Raw genomic sequence first — 15944 nt, 5'->3', positions numbered from 1 at the left:
TATTCTTGCCGGTTCATTCCGCACGCGAATGGGCGCGCGCCGCTCTATAATTTCCCGACGTCGTTCGCTTTGTCGAGTGTCCCATCCTGCGAGATCATCGTCTTCTGGGCAGACTCGAAGCTCCTGCTCAATTCGATCATCTGCACCATCTCTTCGATTCCGTTGACATTCGACTCTTCAAGATAACCCTGGCGGATTGAAATATTTTTCCCGTCCGCCGCGCCTAATTGCTCGCCGCTGTCCGCGCTGAAATATGTACCCCCGTCTTTTTTCAAAACGGAAGGATCATCAAAGGTAGCGATCTGCATCCGCCCGATTTTCTTCCCATCGAGAGTGACTTCTCCGGTCTCGTTGATCGAAAGGTCCCCTTGCGACATCTTTTCCAGATCGGGGATCTGAAGCGGTCCGCCGGCTCCCATCACCGGATATCCCTGAGAGGTCACGATCGTCCCGTTGGCGGACAGGGTGAAGCTTCCATTTCTCGTGTAGCGCAGCCCGTTCGGAGTTTGAGCTACGAAGAAGCCGGAACCCTGGATAGCAAGGTCAAGTTTGTTGCTCGTTGGGTTCATCGACCCTTCGGAGAAGTCGGTATATTCCCTGACGTTCAACCCCGATAAGTCTCCGCTCCCTTTTGTCTGAGCCACGCCGGTATCCTTCATGATCTGAACAAAAATATTATCTTTCTTGAAGCCAGCCGTGTTGATGTTCGCAAGGTTGTTCGCGATCACTTCGAGCTTGAGCATTCGGGGCATCATGCCCGAACCGGACGCATAAATTCCTTTGATCATAGCATCCTCTGTGGATGGTTGGTTGAAACGCCGTAGTGTTGAAGACGCGCCAAAAGCTCGGCTTCGCCTTTTCCCACGCCGAGTCTCTTCGTCCCCTTCCTGGTCTTTTCCTTCCCCGCGGTCTGCGGAATGATCTGAAGCAACCGCGCAGCCGGGGCTTCGCCGCTTTCGCGGGCCTGCATATTAAGCAGGAGCTGCATTTCTCCTTGCCCTCGCTGAAAACGCTGAGCAAGTTCAACGGCCGGTTCTTCCGGGACCGGTTCTTCGGCGACGCTGACGTCAACCTGCTCGACGGACTTCCGTTCGGCTCTTGCCGGCATCGGTTCTTTCAGCCGCGCCGCTTCTTTTAGTTCGGCGGAAACAGTCTTTGCTTCCTCCTTTTGATACGACCGCTTTGATATCACATATAATACGACCGTCGTCCCGGCCAGCGCCGAGCACAAGGCAGCCGCCAGCAAAAAGATCTGTGCACTTCCGGCGGTCTCCGCTTCGGCGGAACTACTTTTTTCTGATACAGTTTGATCCTCGCCATTCTGCGAAGGACTCTGCGGACCTTCGCCGGACAATTCTCTCGACCCCGGAAGCGTTTTGCTTTCAAGCGCTGTATACGAGGGCGGCACAGCAGGCGATGTCAAGGAGTTATGTCCGGCGGGGACTGCTCCCTTCGGCAGCATGACGTTCCTTGCGGGCTGCAGTGGAATCTGTGCGTGCTGGACGGCCAGACCATGGAACCCCTGGATGACCGGCGGTTTTTTTAGGACAGCGACATTCACACGTCCGGCCTCTGTTGCACTTGCGATGCTGAGATTGACCGCTGCAAGCAGTGTGATGACGGTAAGAGAATTCCTGACCATCGTATCAAAAACCTTCCTCATTGAATTGTCCTCCGAATTGGAAGTGTAATAATGAACGTTGTCCCCTTGTTCAATTCGCTCTCAACTCTCATCTGCCCCTGATGCTGAGAGATTATGTTGCGGGAGATGGCCAGACCGAGGCCGGTTCCTTTGCCCTCTCCTTTGGTCGTAAAAAAGGGCTGAAAGATCTTGTCCAGGTTTTCCGCCGTGATGCCGCAGCCGGTGTCCGAGAACCGCACCATCACATTGAACCCTTCGAGCATGCTCGAGATAAAGATTTTCCCTCCATGCGGCATGGCATCGCGGGCATTGATCGCCAGGTTAAGAAAGACCTGCTGGAGATAATTCGAATTGCCGACGACCATCGGCAGGTCCGTCGAGAGAGCGAGCTCGATCTCTATTTTGTCGGAACGGTACTCATGCTGCACCATTGCGACAACATCCTCGATGGCTTTGTTGATGTCGGTGGGCTGCGTCAAGACCTCTTCGGAGACATTGCGGGAGAAATTCATGAGCCGTTTCGTGATCATGCTCAATCGCTGTACATGCTGCCGTACCAGGTCGAGGCCGTTCGGGAGCGCGACGCCGCGCTGCATCATATCCATCTGAAGCATGAGCACCTGGACGGGATTCTTGATCTCATGGACGATGCTCGCCGCGAGCTCGCCGATGGCGGCCAGCTTTGCAGCCTGGATCATCTGGGCTTCGGACGCCTTCAATTGCTTGTTGGCGTTGACCAGATCCTCGTACGTCCGCCAGTTTTCCACGCCTGCCGCGGCCTGATTCGCAAGGACCGACAGCAGCTGAATATCCTGATTCGAGAAATCCTGCTGGGGCTTCTCGGTATGGATCAGATAGATGCCGATCGACCGGTTGCGCAGAATGAGCGGAACGATGACGAAATTTTTTGCGGTGCCTGTTGCAACGAGGCTCTCAAGGTCGGGAATGATCACCGTCTTCTTCTCGCTGAACACCCAATCGCAGATCCCCGATTCAAGCTGCTGCTGCGCTTCATCTTTCAACCGCGGGTCCTGTCCGGAAGAAAGCGGAAGCAACGTGTTGGAGGCAGTATCAAGGAGGAAAATGTTCGATTCCAGGACCGGGATGACCTGCTGGGTCAGATCGAACAACGTGGCAAGGATGGTTTCTGGACTGACTGCCGTGCTCACAATGTTCGACAACCGCTGCATTGCAACGAGCTCATCGATCGAGCTCCGGATCGCGAGGTTGTTCTTGTTGAAGCTGGCGTTCTCCTGCCGCAGCGCCTGGATCGTCGTTTCCAGCGCTTTGATATACTTTTCCCTGCTCTCGATGAACGATTCGAATTGCGGGAGCGCCTCGTCGAGAAGTTCGTTTCGGCTTTTCATTTTTTCCGTCGGTTTTTTCATCGCTTAGTACCCTCTGCCTGAAACGAATGCGGTGACTTCCTCAACATCGCTCTGGATCACTTCACCGTATTCCGACATATACTCTTTGAGCACATTCTCATCCGACAGCTGCAGGCGTTCGAGCGCCAGCGGGTCGTACGCCGCCCCTTTATCGAACTCCACCGGCGTATTCGCGTTGAGCTGCAGGGCGATGACATCGGCAACATGGATCAGCGCGACAAGGTCGGGGTTCAGCGTCGCTTTTGACGGCTGATGATGGAGTGCGATCGCTTCGACCAGATGGTCCGGCATGTTCCAGCGTTCTGCCAGCCAGCCGCCGACCTCGGCGTGGGTGACCCCCAAAACGCTCTCTTCCGCTTCAAGCATGGAGAGCTCGGAGTCACGGACGATGTCCATAATGCGCTTGTATTCATTCGAGAAATAGCGGTGGAGCACCGAAATACCCATGTCATGGAGGAGACCTCCCACGAAGACCTCTCCGCTGATGCGGTAATGCAGGTCACGGGCAAGCCTCCGTGCGATGACGCCGGTCGAGATCGCATGATCCCAAAACACGCGGGCGTCGAAGTAATTGTCCGATTTCTTCTGGAGGGAACTCACGAGCGAGATGCTGATGACGATCTCCTTCAACGCGTCAAAACCGAGAACGATGATGGCAAAATCGATCGTCGAGATCTTCTTCGGAAAACCGTAAAACGGCGAATTCGCGATCTTCAGAACTTTGGCCGTAAGCGCCTGGTCCGAAGAGATCACCCGGCCCAGCTTTGATGCGCTCGTCCTCGGGTTGTCGACCAGTTCGACGACTTCAAGCGCGATCGATGGAAGCGCCGGGAGCTGGATAATCGTTTTGACTTTTTCGTGTATTTGTTCTGGTGTCATCATAGCGCTGCTCTCTGTGGCTGAATATTCCAAAGTACGTTTTTTAGCGTCGTCACTGCCCGGTCGTGAAGCTCGGCGACCGCAGGCTCATCGAGTTTGAGGACTCGTCCTATCTCGAGGAAGGAGATATTTTCATAGTAGTACAGAGCAAGAACGACCCTCTCCTTTTCCGCGAGGTTTCCCATCGCGTCCACAAATCTCTCCTTAATCTCGTTGACGATATCGTCCAGCGACTGCCCGCCGTCGATATCTGACCTCATCTGTTTGCAATAGCGTTCAAGCTGATCACGGTCGAGCGATGCTTCGTCAAATTTAATGAGCTCAATCGCAGCCTGATCATAGGACAAGGTCCCGTCATGTGAAAATCTGCCGATCTGAAGATGAGAACAAAGAACGTCGGCGGCGTGCACCACTGCGGTCAATGCCGGATCGATCGTTGCAGCACGGGGAGCATGATGGCACTGTATCGCTTCCGCGATCCGCGGAGGGAGCTGCCACCGTGTGGCGATCCAGAAACCTGCTTCGTTGTGGCTCACCCCCGAGGCCGCTTCTACCGATGTGCGGAGCCGCCCGTTTTTCGTGTAGCGGATCGCCTCCGGGTCTTCGTTCAAATACTGATGGAGAATGACATAACCTATATCATGGAGAAGTCCTGCGATGAATGCGTCGTTCGAGTCGCATTGCTTCGAATTCTCCGCCACGTATCCCGCTATCAGGCCGCACGCAAGGGAGTGGCTCCATGTCTCTTCGTACTCGAACAGGATGTTCACGATCTTGCGGAGCGCATTGTTGACGAGAAGGCTCGAGACCGTCTCCTTCAGGACGTCAAAGCCGAGGAGCACGATTGCGAAATCAAGCGAATTGATCCTGTTGAAAAATCCATAGTACGGGGAATTGGCTTTGCGCAAGATTCCCTTTGTCAGCGACGGGTCCTTCAATAGAATAGAAGAAAGCCGGGCAACGCTCGTTCGCGGGTCGCTTGCCAGATTCATGATCTCGCCGACGACTGTCGGGGCCGGGGCCATTCGCGTTTTAATATCGAGCGGAAATTGGTTGAGTTCTAAAGTTTTCATGTCCGTTGCTCCGTTTACTAAAGCGAGCCCGCAAGGAGCGTGCGCAAATTATTCAGCACCGCTGAATGGATTTGAAATACCCGTGATTCTGAGATCCGCAGCACGGCGGCTATTTCTTTGAACGTAAGGTCTTCATAATAATAGAGCATGACGACGAGCCTGTCCCTTTCCGGAAGCTGTTCCACCGCACCGACGATGGTGCTCTTCAGCTGCTGTTGATGCGTGATCTCCGACGGATCATCTTTTTCATCGGTAGAAAGAGCGTCGAGCCGTGACGCATATTCCGGTTCGTCGGGAAGTATTCCGGATGTCTTATTTATGTGCTGAAGAATCTCAGCATAACGCTCCAGCGAGAGGTTCAAGCGTTGAGCAATATCCGCCGCGGTGGTCGTTCGGCTTTCCGCTTGCCCTGCACGCTGGGCGATGGCCTCCGCGTGGCGCTCGGCCTTGCGGACCGAACGGGGAACCCAATCGAGTTTTCTCAGCTCATCCTGAATTGAGCCTTTGATCCTGCTGACGGCATAGGTTTGAAATTGCACCCCGCGCTCGGGATTGAACCGTTCGATGGCATCTAGCAATCCCATAATGCCGAACTGCACCAGATCCGCCCGTTCCAATGCTGCGGATGACCTGAATGACGCGAAACCGATCTTGTTCACGACAAAATTCACCAGTCCGAGATTATCGAAGAACATCTTCTGGTGAATTGCCTTCTTCCCTTCAGCAACCGGTGGATCAATTATGTGAGAGCCGTTACGCATCGTTCAATGGTCTTGAAGTACACTGTTTCTTCCAAGAGTTCCTTCCGCTATCGGTTATGCTTTTGCCTGCACGGCCGGTCCCCGCCGTTTTGCAGACTGGAGGTCGGCTGCAGCGTCATGCAATTCAGTTTCCCTGTTTCGCGGACGCGGAACGATCATCGCGAGGATCGTCGTCGCAGCAAGTTCGACGCCGATGAAGACGATGAACGCCCGGGAGATCATATCGAACAGGTTCGAGCCTTCGGCTCCGAAGATGACCGCCGATACGAAGAATGCCAGCAAGCCTAATTCAAACACAATTGTTTTCATTGTTGCCTTCCTACGTCAGAAATAAGGGATTGGTTGATAATTGTCTGCGCCGCGGACCGGAGAGAAAGCGATGCCGCGCTCGCCGGATACCTCTTCAGGACAGGTTCCTGCGCCAACACGGCATTCTTCATGTCCACGTCAAAAGGGATCGATCCTAAATATCCGATGTCGCGTTTCAAAAAATGGTCGACGGCCATCCGCAGTTTCTGCACTGTTTCGTCCGCCTGGGCCGGAATCTGCGCCGCGTTCATGAGAACCGAGATCCGTTCATCGGGGCGGGAGACGGTGATGGTTTTGATGACCGCGTACGAATCCATCACCGAGGTCGGCTCGATGCTTGTCACGACCACCGTTTCGTCGGATTCGAGGGCATAGGTGATCGTCTCTCTCGAGAGGCCCGCCGACGTATCGATGAACAGGAGGTCAAAATGTTCTTCGAGCGAAAAGAGGTCCTGAAGGAAGCGCTGTTGGACGATCGCGGTCATTTCGGGATAGTCGAGATCCCCCGAGCTTCCCGGAAGTATCTTGAGGTTCGGAAACGGATTGACCAGCGCATCCTCGATGTCGATCTTCCCATGGAGGATATGCCCCAGGCGGTATCGAGGAGCGATCCCCAGGAGAACGTCGAGGTTTCCGAGGTTTGAATCGGCGTCGACGAGAAGGACCTTTTGCCCGAAGCTCGCCAGCGCGATCGCAAGATTGAGCGCGACGGTGCTTTTGCCGACGCCCCCCTTTCCGCTCGTAACGCAAATGCGGTACGGCATCGCAGCCGCCTGAACGTTGTAGCTGCTGAGGGCAATTTCCCGCAACCGCGCCGCTTGATCGATGATGGCAGATTGTTCACGCATGAGCTAGGGTCCCTGGAAAAATCATTCGAGCGAGCTTCTCGGAATCGGCGAGCATGATGTCGTCGGGCACGCCTTGTCCCGTGGTGACAAAGGAAATCGGCAATCGTGTGTGAAGCGTAATATTCAGCATCGCACCGAGAGCGACCGCTTCATCGACCTTTGAAAGGATTATTCTGTTCGGCTTCAGAGCGCCGAATTTTTCGATCACGTCGAACATTGTCCGCTTGTTTGTCGGCGCACTGAGAACGAGATGAATCTCGTCAGGATCAAGAGACTGGATCAGCTTCTTCAACTCCCCAAGCTCGGTCTTCATCCGCTGGTTGCGTCCGACCGTGTCGACAAAAACAACGTCCTTTGTGCTGAACTTTTTCAATGCGGCGGACATCTCCGACGCCTTGTACACGACCTCCATCGGAATATCGGCAATGCTGGCAAAGGTCCGGAGCTGTTCAATAGCGCCGATGCGGTATGTGTCTGCGGAGATCAGGCCGATGTTGAGATGCTGGACCAGTTTTCCGATCGCAGCGAGTTTTGCGATCGTGGTGGTCTTGCCGACGCCGGTCGCCCCGACAAGCGCGATGATGCGAGGGCGCTTTGATTTCTCTTTGGGCGGCTGAGCCGTAGTCAAAAGCCCGGCGATCTCAGCAAGGAGGCATCGTTCGATCGCCTGCTTGTTATCGCGCTGGGGGGAATCGAGCTTTCCGTAGACTACCTGCACGAGGTCGGCGGCAAGCTGTTCATCCACGTCATTCTGCACCAAGGTTCGATACGCTTGCTGAAGGTTCGGCGGGAGAGCCGGCATTTTTGAATATTTGAAGTGCTCGGCAATGGACTCCAGCGCGCTCTTCATCTCCTCCATTTCGGTCCTTAGATCATTGATTTCAACTCTTTCCGCAGAAAGCAGAGGCTTGTTGTCGTCAACTTTCACTCCCCTTTTCTCAAATCGCTCGGCGATATTCTTCAGCCCTTCCAGTGTGTCGCTGGCCGTGGGTTCTTTCACGCTGGCCACAGCCGCCCGCTGAAGGAGACCGTTGAAACCGTTCTCGTCGCCGCCGACCGGAACCGCAACGGGCCGCTGGGCCGGCTGGTCGTCGATCGCGCCGGTCACCTCCAGCATTTCTTTTCCGAGAAAATTAAAGTGCTTGCCGTTGGATATCTTTTTCGTGTTCAAGATGATCGCCTCCGGACCCAGTTCCTGTTTCATCTGTTCGGTCGCTTCTTTTATTGTTGCTCCAACGAATTTTTTAATTCTCATGGTTTATCTCCAATTTTCCTGTGAATTCAATTTCTGTTTCAGCCGGTAATTCCGTAAACGACAGAACGACAACGGCCGGAAATGCTGTATGAATCAAACGGTATAAATATGTCCGTACGGTAGCTGCGCAGAGCACGATCGGACGAAGCCCCGAAGCGATCGACTGCTCGACTTTTTCCGTTAGTCCTTTGTGAATGGATTCGATCATCGCCGGCGAAAGGCCGAGGCTCGGACTGCTTTCCCGCTGGTTCTGCAGGGCATTGGTGATCAACTGTTCAAGCCTCGGTCCGAGAACGATCGCGCGGATGACGCCTTTTTGATCGCGGTACATGTGGGCGATCGTCTCGGAAAGAGAATGCCGCACATACTCCGTCAGGACGTCGACATTCCTCGTGACACGCGCATAATCGACGAGCGATTCCAGAATGGTCACAAGGTCGCGAATCGGTATCCCTTCCTTGAGAAGATTCTGAAGAACTTTTTGCACGGTGCCGGTCGGCAAAAGCTCCGGGGTCAGGTCTTCGACGACGGCCGGGTAATCTTTCTTCAAATTCTCGATCAGTTTTTTAGTGTCTTGTCTTCCCAAGATCTTATCCGCGTTCCGGCGCAAGATCTCCTGCAGGTGAGTTGAGAGAACCGCTGAAGGCTCGACAACGGTGTAGCCGCTGATCTCGGCATGCTCTCGTTCGTTCGACCGTATCCACAGCGCCGGCAAGCCAAACGCAGGTTCCTTCACCGAGATGCCGTCGATGTGCTCTTCGCCGCCTGCGGCGTTCATCGCAAGGAGGCGGTCCATGACCAGACGGTCGGTCGCAACGACGTTTCCACGGATCTTCACGACATACTGGTTCGGCTCGAGCTGCAGATTGTCGCGCACGCGGACGGGGGGAATCACGATGCCGAGCTCAAGCGCAAGCTGCTTGCGGATGTTGGTTATGCGGTTGAAAAGGTCCCCTCCTTGCGCATTGTCCACGAGAGAGATCAATCCGTACCCGATCTCAAGCTCAAGCGAATCGACCTGCACATAGTCCTCGACGCGCTCTTCCTTCTTTTCAGCGGCGGGAGGGGCGGGAGCGGGTTTCTTTTTGACCGGCTTATTTTTCATGGTGACATAGCCGGCGGATCCGGCCAGCCCCGAAAGAAGAAGGAACGGAATCGTCGGCAGACCCGGAACGACGGCGAACAGAAAAAGAGCGCCGGACGCAATGAGGAGCGCTTTCGGCCGGCCGAACAACTGCTGACGGATCTCTTTGTCCAGCTGGGTCCCGGAACCTCCCCGGGTAACGACCATGCCAGCCGCCGTCGCCACAACAAGAGCAGGGATTTGGGTGACGAGCCCATCGCCGACCGTCAGGAGCGTATAGTTGTGCAGCGAGTCCGTAAACGACAATCCTCGCTGCGCGACGCCGATGATGAACCCGCCGAGAATATTGATCACGTTGATCAGCAGTCCGGCAATCGCATCCCCTTTGACAAATTTGCTCGCGCCGTCCATGGCGCCGAAGAACTCGGCTTCACGGGCGATCTGAGCGCGGCGTTCGCGGGCTTCCACCTCGTTGATCAGCCCGGCATTCATATCGGCATCGATGGCCATCTGCTTTCCGGGCATGGCGTCGAGGGTGAACCGGGCCGCCACTTCAGAAATTCTTCCCGCGCCTTTGACGATGACGATGAACTGGATCAACACGAGGATCAGAAAGATCACGAACCCGACGACATAATTCCCTTTTACCACGAACGATCCGAATGCGTTGATCACTTCTCCCGCATAGCCTTCGCCAAGGATGAGGCGCGTGGAAGCCACGTTCAACGAAAGACGGAAAATCGTCAGCAAAAGGAGCAAGCCCGGGAATACCGAGAGTTCCAGCGGACCATTGATATACATTGAGACAAGAAGGATCAGAATCGCCCCGGTGATGTTGAGAGCCAAGAGAACGTCGAGCAGCATGGCGGGAATCGGAAGGATCATCAACGCAAGGATAAGAATGACGCCGGCTGCAAGGACGATGTCGCTGTTCTTCCGGATCAGATCGAACGGGGATCCGCTTCTGGGTGCGTCAACTGTTTGGGCCGCTGCTTCCATGCTTCGTTAGTACGGTTTATAGGTGTACTTTGAATTCCTCATCCGGAAAATATAGGCAAGCAGCTGCGCCACTGCCTGGAAGAGTTTTTCCGGGATCGCTTCGCCGATATCGACGGATGAATACAGCGCGCGGGCGAGGACCTTGTCCTCTACGATAGGCACCTTATGCTCCCGGGCGATCTCCTTGATCCGCTGGGCGATCAATTCCGCCCCTTTCGCGACGACTCTTGGTGCGTCCATTTTTCCCGCCTCATACTTCAGCGCAACCGCAACGTGTGTCGGGTTCGTCACGACGACATCCGCTTTCGGAACATCATGCATCATCCGTTTGTAGGCGATCTGCTTTTGCACGGACCTGATGCGCCCCCGCACCAGCGGATCTCCTTCGGTCATCTTCGTGTCTTCCTTCACTTCCTGCTTGGTCATTCTGATATCTCTTTCAAACTCGAATCTCTGGAAGAGATAATCGAACAATGCGAGGGCCAAGAAGGCCAGCCCCATCTTGAAACCGGCAGAAAGCGAAGCACTGACGAGGAATGTCAGGATCCCCCGGACATCGCCGTCCATCAGCGAGAGGGTATCGCCCATTGCGCCGGAGACGGAGAAATATCCGACGAGGGCGATAATGACCACCTTCATCAAGTTCTTCAGCATTTCGGCCATCGCGCGCCGTGAAATCATGACTTTCTGCATGCCGGTAAATGGATTCAGCTTGTTCCATTTTACGGCGAGCGCTTCCGGCGAAAAATAGAACCCTACCTGCGCTACACTCGCCGCAAAACCGACGACGAGCAGTCCGATCAGCACCGGAGCAAGCAGATAAAGACATGCAAGAATTCCCTGAACTGAATAATAGTGGACGCTTTCTTTCGATATTGTGATCGTAGCGGAATTCGAGAGGACCGATTGCGTCAACGAGGCAATGCTGGACGCGAGGGCGGCCCCTCCGAAGTAAAGGATGAGCAGGCCAAAGACAAGAATAAACGCCGAGTTCATTTCCAAGCTGCGGGCAACGGAACCCTTCTTTCTGCTCTCTTCGCGCTTGTGCGGAGTCGCTTCTTCTGTCTTTTCCTGTGATGAAACCGCGTCTTCAGCCATGGTTACAGAACTTTCACCAGTTCGAGAATATTGTCTTCAAACCCCAACAACAGCTTCTTAAAAACAAAGAGCATGAACGGCGCCGAAGAAAAGAGGACGATCAATCCGACGCCGATGCTGAGCGGAAAGCTGACGATGAATACGTTTGCCTGCGGCATGACGCGCGCCATGATGGAGAGGCCGACGTTCGTGAGGAATTCAGCGACCATCACCGGGGCGGCGATCTTTACGGCAACGACAAACATCATCGAGCCGAAGCCGACGATATGATCCGCCAGCGGCTTGCTGAATGCGAACGTTCCGATCGGGACCGTGTCATAGGTCAGACGGAGCGCCTGGAGAACAAAATGATGTCCGTTCAAAAGGAGGAACACCAGCATTGCAAAAAGAGACACGAACTCGCTGATAATGGGCGATTGCTGGTTCTCATCGGCGCTGAACATCGTCGCGACGGAAAGCCCGATGTTGAACGAAATCAACTCGCCGGCATACTGGATGCCCGAGAAGAGAATGCCGAGCCCGAATCCCAGCAGGACCCCAACCATCACTTCCTGCAGCACGAGGACGAAGAACGGAAGAAGCTCAAGGTCCACGGGAGCCGGATGCTGGGAGATCATGGGATAGAGGATGAACGACAAGAGGGTGCCGAGGCCGGCTTTCACCTGAACGGGAACGCCCTGGTGGCCGAAAAACGGGGCCACGACGACAAGCGCCGTGATCCGCGCGAAGATGACCAGAAAGAGAAGAAATTGTTGGACGTAGATTTCCATCGTTAGCGGGCCAGATTCGGAATTTGGCTGTACAGGTTTATCGTAAACGCCACAAGAATATCGATGATCCAAGGGAGCGTCAGAACGACGACAATGGCGACGGCGATCAATTTTGGAACAAAGGTCAGCGTAAACTCCTGGATCGACGTTGCTGCTTGAAAGACCGAGATCACCAACCCGATCACCAGGGAGACCAGCAGCACCGGCGCCGAGACGAGCAGCATGGTGTAAAACGATTCGCGAAAAATATGGACGATAAATTCTTCCGACATAGCCGATCCTTTATTGATAACTCGCCATGACCGAGCTGACCACGAGATGCCATCCGTCCACCAGGATAAACAGCAATATCTTGAACGGCATGGAGATCATCGCCGGCGGCAGCATCATCATTCCCATGGACATCAGAATGCTCGATACCACGATGTCGATGATGAGAAAGGGAATGAAAATGATAAACCCGATCTGAAACCCGGTCCGCAATTCGCTGATCGCAAACGCCGGAACGACGACGTACGTCGGCACGTCGTTCTTGCTGTTCGGTTTTTGGAGGCTGGCCATTTTTACAAACATTGCGAGGTCTTCTTCGCGCGTTTGTTTGAACATGAACTCACGAAGCGGATCGACGCCCCGGTCGTACGCTTCGTTGAGGCTGATCTTCTTATCGAGGTACGGCTGCACCGCGGCGGTATTGACCTTGCTCCACACGGGGGCCATAATGAAGAATGTCAGGAACATCGCGAGGCCGACGAGAATCTGAGCCGGGGGCATCTGCGGCGTGCCGAGCGCTTGTTTGACGAAATAGAACACGACGATGATGCGCGTAAAAGCGGTCGTGAGGATCAGGATCGCCGGAGCCAGCGACAAGATCGTCATCAGCAGAAGGATCTGAAGGGTCACGGAGACATCTTCCGGCTTCGTCGCTTTGCCGACCTCGATCGAAAGCTTCGGGAGAGGGAGCGGGGTTTGCTGGGCCGCGGCTTCGCTTCCGATCATGAGGAGAAGAAAAAGGATCATCGCAAAATTTTTAACCGGGAATTTCATCATCGATCAATTTTCTCCCTCAATTTCCGGACGAAGGTTTCCGGCGGCTCCCCGGCGGCTTCTGGGACGAAGGATCCCGATATTGCGGCTGAGATATTCCACGAACGGGACGCCGGTGCCTGCCTTCGCGGAAGAACCGCCGGATCCACTGGCGGTTTCAGCCATCGTTGCATCGACCCAATGGAGAATATCGGCATCGCCGATCTCGCCAAGCATTGTCATTCCCTCTTCGGTCATTCCGATGATCATGATCTTATTCAATACCTTGACGACGACGATCGAACGTTTTGGCTGCAGCATGCGGTGGCCAAGCAGGTCAACGCTGATCAGCGCAGCCTTCGATGTCTGGAAGCCCCCCATAGTTTTTTTCAGCACGATCACGAGTACGAACATCAGTCCGAGAACTGCTGCCAGCGACGCCAATGTTTTTAGAAGAACCCATCCCATACGTTATTTCCCCAGGTTTTTTACCCGTTCGGACGCTTCCACGAGGCTCGTGATACGGATGGCGAAATGCTTCTCGATGACAACGACTTCACCTTCAGCCATCTTCCTGCCATTGATCAGGATGTCCACGGGCTCGCTTGCCAATTTCTCAAACTCGACGACGGATCCGCGCTGAAGGTCGAGAATATCCTTGATGGCAAGGTTCGTTCGTCCGAGTTCAATCGAGACGGGAAGGCTCAGGTCGAGCAGAATATCCATCTTCTTTTCCTTCTCCGCGCTGGAAACGCCCGATTCGAACTGCTGAAATTTTGCGGTCTCTACCTGGACGTTGCCGTTTGCGGCAGGCTCACCGGCCGGATTTACTGCTGCTGACTTTTCGACGAGTTCTTCCATAGTGCGTTATGCTCCTTGATTGCTTTCAAGTTCTGTTCGCGTCACTTTGATCGCGGTTCTGCCGTTCGAGACTCCGGGACGCCCCCACAACCTCGGCCTGTTTCCGATCGTGATCTGCACTTCGCCGCTGATCGGCAGGTTGGTCTTGAGAATATCTCCGGCTTCAAGCTCCAAAAGATCGCGAAGCGTGATGGTCGTCGATCCGAGGACGCCGATCGTCTCGATTGCCGTCGTGCCGATATTCTTAAGGATCTGCCCCGACCAATTCGCCTGGCTCTTTGCCCCCGGCAGCGCGTTGAAATGCTGCACGTTCAGCTTGGCCAGTTCTTCTTCGAGCGCAAATGTCGGGAAGCAAAGTCCCATTAAAAACTTCTGATCGCCGAAGCTCACCTCAAACGAGACGACAAGGACGATCTCGCTGGTCGGGGCGATTTGTGCAAAATCGCCCTCGCTTTCGTACCGGTCGATCTTGAAATTGAGGTCGGCGATGGTCTTCCATGATTTTTGCAGATCGACAAGGGCGCGCTGCGCGATGCCTTTGATCAAGCTCTGTTCGATCTTCGTGACCTGGCGCGCCCGCTTATCTCCGTCTGTTGATCCCCCGAGCAGCCGCGATACCATCGCCATCACCAGCTGCGGGCTGAACTCCAGCAGGGCGAACGCATCCGTGTCGGAAATGCGGAAGATGTACAAGCAGCTCGGGCTCGGTATCGACAGCACGTACTCGGAGTAAAACAGCTGGTCCACGGACGTCACGACAACGCTGACGGTCGTTTGCAGGCGCGCAAGGAGATACGATGCGAACGATTCACTGAAATTCTCATGCACGGCCTGGAGTGTCCGCAGCTGGTTCTTCGAAAGCCTGTGGGGAAGGCGAAAATCGAACGTCACCGCCTCGCGCTCCGTCTTTGCTCCCGGCGCGGGAACCGGTGCGCTCTTCGGCTCGTCGATCGGGATGCCTGACAAAAGGCTGTCTATCTCCTGCTGCGAGAGGATCTCTGCCACTGTGCCGAACCTTATTGGATGATGAACTTGCTGAAATAGACGTTCCGGAGCTTGCCCGCCTTGAGAAGCTCACCGACCTTTTTCGAGATCTCTCCCCGAAGAAGTTCACGCTGATCGATGTTGACCAATTCATTCAATCCTTTGCTCGTCAATATCGAATTGAGAAGATCCCGTACCTGGACCTCCTTTTTTTCAAGTTCCTGCTGCGCCTCCGGTGTGGAGACTTCGATGCCGACGGTCGTCAGAAGGAAACGCGTTCCGTTGGTTCCCGCCGGATTGATGATCACATCTTTGATAAGAAAAATATTCTGCGTCGCGGTTTCCCCTTTTTGCGCCTCTTCTTCCGTTTTCTGCGCAGCCGCGTCGGCATGAGGCGGCGCTGCGATGAATTTCACCATGAGGAAATAGACAATGGCCAATTGCACGACAAAGATCGGGATCCCGATCATAAGGGTCTTTTTTGAGAAGAAAGAGGGGGATGGCGCTGGCGCCGGCGCTGCGTTCTGAGCTGCCGGTTGATTTTGGGGAGTAAATTCTTTAGCCATGGTGTCCGATTGTTTTCTTTTACAATCGGCAAATCATGTGCCATCTGTTTTTACGCAAAATTGACTTAAAAACGAGGAAATACTGAGGTATACGGGAGAGAGCGGTACTGCAGGTAAAGACGATCACACGGCTGGTGGAGAATAGTGTACAGATGGAGAATAATCCTCTCCGTGCTTCACTTTTTCTTCTTCCCCAAATTCATGATCAAACACCGGCGGCGATACGCTACAACCTTTTTGATCACTTCATCCGCAGATTCTTTCACCAGGAATTTCTTTCCGGTGGTCGTCGAGATCATGGTGTCGGGTGTTACTTCCACGAACTCGATAAGGTCGGCGTTTACGACAATTTTTTGATTCTGAAGCCTTGTCACTTCGATCATTGTTGTCCCTTCACTGTAGAC

Annotated in this window: 19 protein-coding genes; all 19 read right to left on the bottom strand. The window is 54.3% G+C overall.

Going from position 1 to position 15944, the window contains the following annotated elements:
- Positions 1 to 44 precede the first annotated feature (44 nt).
- Positions 45 to 788, bottom strand: coding sequence for a flagellar basal-body rod protein FlgF (flgF, locus tag VMF88_02255; GenBank protein HTY09871.1), 744 nt, complete (start codon positions 786 to 788; stop codon positions 45 to 47).
- A complete protein-coding gene (locus tag VMF88_02250) occupies positions 785 to 1663 on the bottom strand; it encodes a hypothetical protein (protein HTY09870.1) in 879 nt (292 codons plus the stop codon). Before VMF88_02250 ends, flgF begins: the two co-directional genes overlap by 4 nt.
- Positions 1660 to 3009, bottom strand: a complete 1350-nt coding sequence (locus VMF88_02245) for an ATP-binding protein (protein ID HTY09869.1) — start codon at positions 3007 to 3009, stop codon at positions 1660 to 1662. Before VMF88_02245 ends, VMF88_02250 begins: the two co-directional genes overlap by 4 nt.
- Positions 3010 to 3033: 24 nt before the next feature.
- Positions 3034 to 3912 carry an HDOD domain-containing protein gene (locus VMF88_02240; protein ID HTY09868.1) on the bottom strand — a complete coding sequence of 293 codons (879 nt, stop codon included), beginning with the start codon at positions 3910 to 3912 and terminating at the stop codon, positions 3034 to 3036.
- Positions 3909 to 4982 (bottom strand): HDOD domain-containing protein, encoded by a 1074-nt coding sequence (locus VMF88_02235; GenBank protein HTY09867.1) that lies wholly within the window; start codon positions 4980 to 4982, stop codon positions 3909 to 3911. The genes VMF88_02240 and VMF88_02235 overlap by 4 nt, the downstream gene beginning before the upstream one ends.
- 17 nt (positions 4983 to 4999) lie before the next feature.
- Entirely contained in the window at positions 5000 to 5743 is a 744-nt protein-coding gene (locus VMF88_02230; GenBank protein HTY09866.1) for a FliA/WhiG family RNA polymerase sigma factor, read from the bottom strand.
- A 54-nt stretch (positions 5744 to 5797) separates the two neighbouring features.
- Entirely contained in the window at positions 5798 to 6052 is a 255-nt protein-coding gene (locus VMF88_02225; protein ID HTY09865.1) for a hypothetical protein, read from the bottom strand.
- Complete coding sequence (locus VMF88_02220; GenBank protein HTY09864.1) at positions 6049 to 6900, bottom strand: MinD/ParA family protein; 852 nt, start codon at positions 6898 to 6900, stop codon at positions 6049 to 6051. Before VMF88_02220 ends, VMF88_02225 begins: the two co-directional genes overlap by 4 nt.
- Positions 6893 to 8155: a flagellar biosynthesis protein FlhF gene (gene flhF / locus VMF88_02215; GenBank protein HTY09863.1), complete on the bottom strand. Its 1263-nt coding sequence runs from the start codon at positions 8153 to 8155 to the stop codon at positions 6893 to 6895. Before flhF ends, VMF88_02220 begins: the two co-directional genes overlap by 8 nt.
- Positions 8145 to 10238 (bottom strand): flagellar biosynthesis protein FlhA, encoded by a 2094-nt coding sequence (gene flhA, locus VMF88_02210; protein ID HTY09862.1) that lies wholly within the window; start codon positions 10236 to 10238, stop codon positions 8145 to 8147. The genes flhF and flhA overlap by 11 nt, the downstream gene beginning before the upstream one ends.
- Positions 10239 to 10244: 6 nt before the next feature.
- Positions 10245 to 11336 (bottom strand): flagellar biosynthesis protein FlhB, encoded by a 1092-nt coding sequence (gene flhB / locus VMF88_02205; protein HTY09861.1) that lies wholly within the window; start codon positions 11334 to 11336, stop codon positions 10245 to 10247.
- Positions 11337 to 11338: 2 nt separating this feature from the next.
- A complete protein-coding gene (gene fliR, locus VMF88_02200; protein HTY09860.1) occupies positions 11339 to 12106 on the bottom strand; it encodes a flagellar biosynthetic protein FliR in 768 nt (255 codons plus the stop codon).
- A 2-nt stretch (positions 12107 to 12108) separates the two neighbouring features.
- The gene (fliQ, locus tag VMF88_02195; protein HTY09859.1) at positions 12109 to 12378 is read right to left on the bottom strand and encodes a flagellar biosynthesis protein FliQ; all 270 of its coding nucleotides are present in this window, start codon (positions 12376 to 12378) and stop codon (positions 12109 to 12111) included.
- 10 nt (positions 12379 to 12388) lie between these two features.
- The gene (gene fliP, locus VMF88_02190) at positions 12389 to 13150 is read right to left on the bottom strand and encodes a flagellar type III secretion system pore protein FliP (protein ID HTY09858.1); all 762 of its coding nucleotides are present in this window, start codon (positions 13148 to 13150) and stop codon (positions 12389 to 12391) included.
- Between the two features lie 6 nt (positions 13151 to 13156).
- Positions 13157 to 13597, bottom strand: coding sequence for a flagellar biosynthetic protein FliO (locus VMF88_02185; GenBank protein HTY09857.1), 441 nt, complete (start codon positions 13595 to 13597; stop codon positions 13157 to 13159).
- Positions 13598 to 13600: 3 nt separating this feature from the next.
- Entirely contained in the window at positions 13601 to 13990 is a 390-nt protein-coding gene (gene fliN / locus VMF88_02180; GenBank protein ID HTY09856.1) for a flagellar motor switch protein FliN, read from the bottom strand.
- A 6-nt stretch (positions 13991 to 13996) separates the two neighbouring features.
- The gene (gene fliM / locus VMF88_02175) at positions 13997 to 14995 is read right to left on the bottom strand and encodes a flagellar motor switch protein FliM (protein ID HTY09855.1); all 999 of its coding nucleotides are present in this window, start codon (positions 14993 to 14995) and stop codon (positions 13997 to 13999) included.
- A gap of 11 nt (positions 14996 to 15006) precedes the next feature.
- Positions 15007 to 15540: a flagellar basal body-associated FliL family protein gene (locus VMF88_02170; GenBank protein HTY09854.1), complete on the bottom strand. Its 534-nt coding sequence runs from the start codon at positions 15538 to 15540 to the stop codon at positions 15007 to 15009.
- Between the two features lie 176 nt (positions 15541 to 15716).
- The gene (locus VMF88_02165; GenBank protein HTY09853.1) at positions 15717 to 15923 is read right to left on the bottom strand and encodes a flagellar FlbD family protein; all 207 of its coding nucleotides are present in this window, start codon (positions 15921 to 15923) and stop codon (positions 15717 to 15719) included.
- Positions 15924 to 15944 lie beyond the last annotated feature (21 nt).

Source organism: Bacteroidota bacterium (assembly GCA_035506275.1).
Taxonomy (GTDB): Bacteria; Bacteroidota; Ignavibacteria; order UBA10030; family UBA8401; genus JAGVPT01.
This window is presented reverse-complemented; position numbering and strand designations above follow the sequence as displayed.

Bases quoted from the DNA above. Each gene is read 5' to 3' on its own strand.
- flgF (HTY09871.1), bottom strand. From the start codon at position 788: ATGATCAAAGGAATTTATGCGTCCGGTTCGGGCATGATGCCCCGAATG.
- VMF88_02250 (HTY09870.1), bottom strand. From the start codon at position 1,663: ATGAGGAAGGTTTTTGATACGATGGTCAGGAATTCTCTTACCGTCATC.
- VMF88_02245 (HTY09869.1), bottom strand. From the start codon at position 3,009: ATGAAAAGCCGAAACGAACTTCTCGACGAGGCGCTCCCGCAATTCGAA.
- VMF88_02240 (HTY09868.1), bottom strand. From the start codon at position 3,912: ATGATGACACCAGAACAAATACACGAAAAAGTCAAAACGATTATCCAG.
- VMF88_02235 (HTY09867.1), bottom strand. From the start codon at position 4,982: ATGAAAACTTTAGAACTCAACCAATTTCCGCTCGATATTAAAACGCGA.
- VMF88_02230 (HTY09866.1), bottom strand. From the start codon at position 5,743: ATGCGTAACGGCTCTCACATAATTGATCCACCGGTTGCTGAAGGGAAG.
- VMF88_02225 (HTY09865.1), bottom strand. From the start codon at position 6,052: ATGAAAACAATTGTGTTTGAATTAGGCTTGCTGGCATTCTTCGTATCG.
- VMF88_02220 (HTY09864.1), bottom strand. From the start codon at position 6,900: ATGCGTGAACAATCTGCCATCATCGATCAAGCGGCGCGGTTGCGGGAA.
- flhF (HTY09863.1), bottom strand. From the start codon at position 8,155: ATGAGAATTAAAAAATTCGTTGGAGCAACAATAAAAGAAGCGACCGAA.
- flhA (HTY09862.1), bottom strand. From the start codon at position 10,238: ATGGAAGCAGCGGCCCAAACAGTTGACGCACCCAGAAGCGGATCCCCG.
- flhB (HTY09861.1), bottom strand. From the start codon at position 11,336: ATGGCTGAAGACGCGGTTTCATCACAGGAAAAGACAGAAGAAGCGACT.
- fliR (HTY09860.1), bottom strand. From the start codon at position 12,106: ATGGAAATCTACGTCCAACAATTTCTTCTCTTTCTGGTCATCTTCGCG.
- fliQ (HTY09859.1), bottom strand. From the start codon at position 12,378: ATGTCGGAAGAATTTATCGTCCATATTTTTCGCGAATCGTTTTACACC.
- fliP (HTY09858.1), bottom strand. From the start codon at position 13,150: ATGAAATTCCCGGTTAAAAATTTTGCGATGATCCTTTTTCTTCTCCTC.
- VMF88_02185 (HTY09857.1), bottom strand. From the start codon at position 13,597: ATGGGATGGGTTCTTCTAAAAACATTGGCGTCGCTGGCAGCAGTTCTC.
- fliN (HTY09856.1), bottom strand. From the start codon at position 13,990: ATGGAAGAACTCGTCGAAAAGTCAGCAGCAGTAAATCCGGCCGGTGAG.
- VMF88_02170 (HTY09854.1), bottom strand. From the start codon at position 15,540: ATGGCTAAAGAATTTACTCCCCAAAATCAACCGGCAGCTCAGAACGCA.
- VMF88_02165 (HTY09853.1), bottom strand. From the start codon at position 15,923: ATGATCGAAGTGACAAGGCTTCAGAATCAAAAAATTGTCGTAAACGCC.